Annotated in this window: 3 protein-coding genes; all 3 read right to left on the bottom strand. The window is 67.6% G+C overall.

The window, feature by feature from the left end:
• Window positions 1–295 (bottom strand): TfoX/Sxy family protein (locus WA317_RS18985; RefSeq protein ID WP_425174505.1); only part of this gene is annotated, 295 nt, incomplete at its 3' end.
• 3 nt (window positions 296–298) lie between these two features.
• On the bottom strand, window positions 299–688 hold the full coding sequence (locus tag WA317_RS18980) for a nitroreductase family deazaflavin-dependent oxidoreductase (protein WP_425174504.1): 390 nt from the start codon (window positions 686–688) through the stop codon (window positions 299–301).
• Window positions 689–902: 214 nt separating this feature from the next.
• The coding region (locus WA317_RS18975) for a S16 family serine protease (RefSeq protein WP_425174503.1) at window positions 903–2,075 on the bottom strand (1,173 nt) is incomplete at its 5' end.

Here is a 2,075-nt window from a genome sequence, read left to right as displayed (position 1 = left end):
GGGCCACCCAGGCCTGCAACCGGCGTTTGGTCGTCAGCGCGCCGGCGTCCACCTGCACCCAGCCGCGCACCTCCCGCCCGCCCATCACCATGGGGCCGACATGGCCGCGGCGCAACAGCGGCTCAGTATCGTCCGGCTGGACCCGCACCAGCAATCCACCGTCACGGCTCGCCGCTACCGCCATGTGTCCGTTGATCAGAAAAGCCAGCCCGCCGAACATCGGCTTCTCATCGGTGCCGCGCACCGGCGCCAGCAGCTCACGAATCCGGTCGGCCAGCTCGACGTCATAAGCCATGTGTCAGTCCAGATCCACCCGGATAGTCAGCAAGTCAGTGCCCATGACGCGGACCAGGGCGCTGTTGAGGCCGGGCAGGCCGCCCAGCCGCTGGATCGGGTCGTCGTCGTGGAGCAGGTGGGCCGTTCCGCTGCGCCATTGGCCATGGATGCGAACTCGCACCGCGGGATTGGCCTTGATGTTGCGGACGTACTGCGAGTGCTCACCGTGTTCGGAGACAATCCAGAACTGGTTGTCGACAAGCCGGCCGCCGACCGGTGTGCGCCTCGGCTGTCCCGTTTTGCGGCCGGTGGTTTCCAGCAGGGTCAACGGCAGCCGTCGGGCCAGCGGATTGACCAGCAGGCGTTGCGCGCGGCTTACCACGTTCCGTTTCAATTGCTGTAAGTGGGTCATGTGGTGATTATCCGCAGCCTTTACAGCCACGCCCGTCAACGGCCCCTCCCGGGCCGGTGAGTCCGTTACAGAAGCCTTCGTCTCTGCTGCGCCTGCTAGCCGGCATCGCATCCAAGACCGTCGACTGCCCAGCCAAAGCGGCGGTGGGCGAAACGTGTTTTTGATACCCGGCCGAAACGCTACGCGACCGGAACGCGCCACACTGAACTAACGATCAGGCAGCCGCCGTCGCCACCTCTGCCGGCTCCAATGCCTGCGCGACGATCTCGGTCACGTCGGTCATCGGCTTGACGTCCAACACGTTCAGCACTTCATTGGGCACATCGTCGAGGTCCGGCTCGTTGCGTTGCGGAATGAACACCGTCGACAACCCGGCGCGCTGGGCGGCCAGCAACTTCTGCTTGACACCGCCGATCGGCAGCACCCGGCCGTTGAGCGTCACTTCGCCGGTCATTCCGACGTCCGAGCGCACCTGACGCCCGGTGGCCATCGACACCAGCGCAGTCACCATTGTCACGCCGGCCGACGGGCCGTCCTTGGGGACGGCGCCGGCGGGCACGTGCACGTGGATGCGCCGGTCCAGCGTCTTCGGGTCGACGCCCAGCTGCGCGGCGTGCGAGCGCACATAGGACAGTGCGATCTGCGCGGACTCCTTCATCACGTCACCGAGCTGGCCGGTCAACTGCAGACCCGGCTCGCCCTCGACCGAGCCGGCTTCGATGTAGAGCACGTCGCCGCCCAGCCCGGTCACCGCCAGTCCGGTGGCCACGCCCGGCACCGCTGTGCGCTCGGCCGACTCCGGGGTGAAGCGCGGCCGGCCCAGATAGCCGGTGAGGTCGGGCTCGTCGACGACGATCGGACCGGCTGCGCCGGCCAGCTTGGTGGTGACCTTGCGCAGCGCCCTCGCTAGCAGCCGCTCGAACTGCCGCACGCCCGGCTCACGGGTGTAGTCGGCGGCGACCTTGCGCAGCGCGGCGTCGGTGACCGTGACTTCGTCGCTGGTCAGCCCGGCCCGGTCCTGTTGCCGCGGCAGCAGGAAGTCGCGGGCGATCGCTACCTTGTCGTCTTCGGTGTAGCCGTCGATCTGCACCAGCTCCATCCGGTCCAGCAGCGCCGACGGGATGTTCTCGATGACGTTGGCGGTTGCCAAGAACATCACATCGGACAGGTCGAGGTCCAGATCCAGGTAGTGGTCGCGGAAGGTGTGGTTCTGCGCCGGGTCCAGCACCTCGAGCAAAGCGGCCGAGGGGTCGCCTCGGTAGTCGGAGCCGACCTTGTCGATTTCGTCGAGCAGCACCACCGGGTTCATCGACCCGGCTTCGCCGATCGCGCGCACGATGCGGCCGGGCAGCGCACCGACGTAGGTGCGCCGGTGCCCGCGGATCTC

The sequence above is a fragment of the Mycobacterium sp. genome (assembly GCF_049802695.1).
GTDB lineage: Bacteria > Actinomycetota > Actinomycetes > Mycobacteriales > Mycobacteriaceae > Mycobacterium.
This window is presented reverse-complemented; position numbering and strand designations above follow the sequence as displayed.

Coding starts and splice junctions, on each gene's coding strand:
- WA317_RS18980 (WP_425174504.1), bottom strand. CDS start 688: ATGACCCACTTACAGCAATTGAAACGGAACGTGGTAAGCCGCGCGCAA.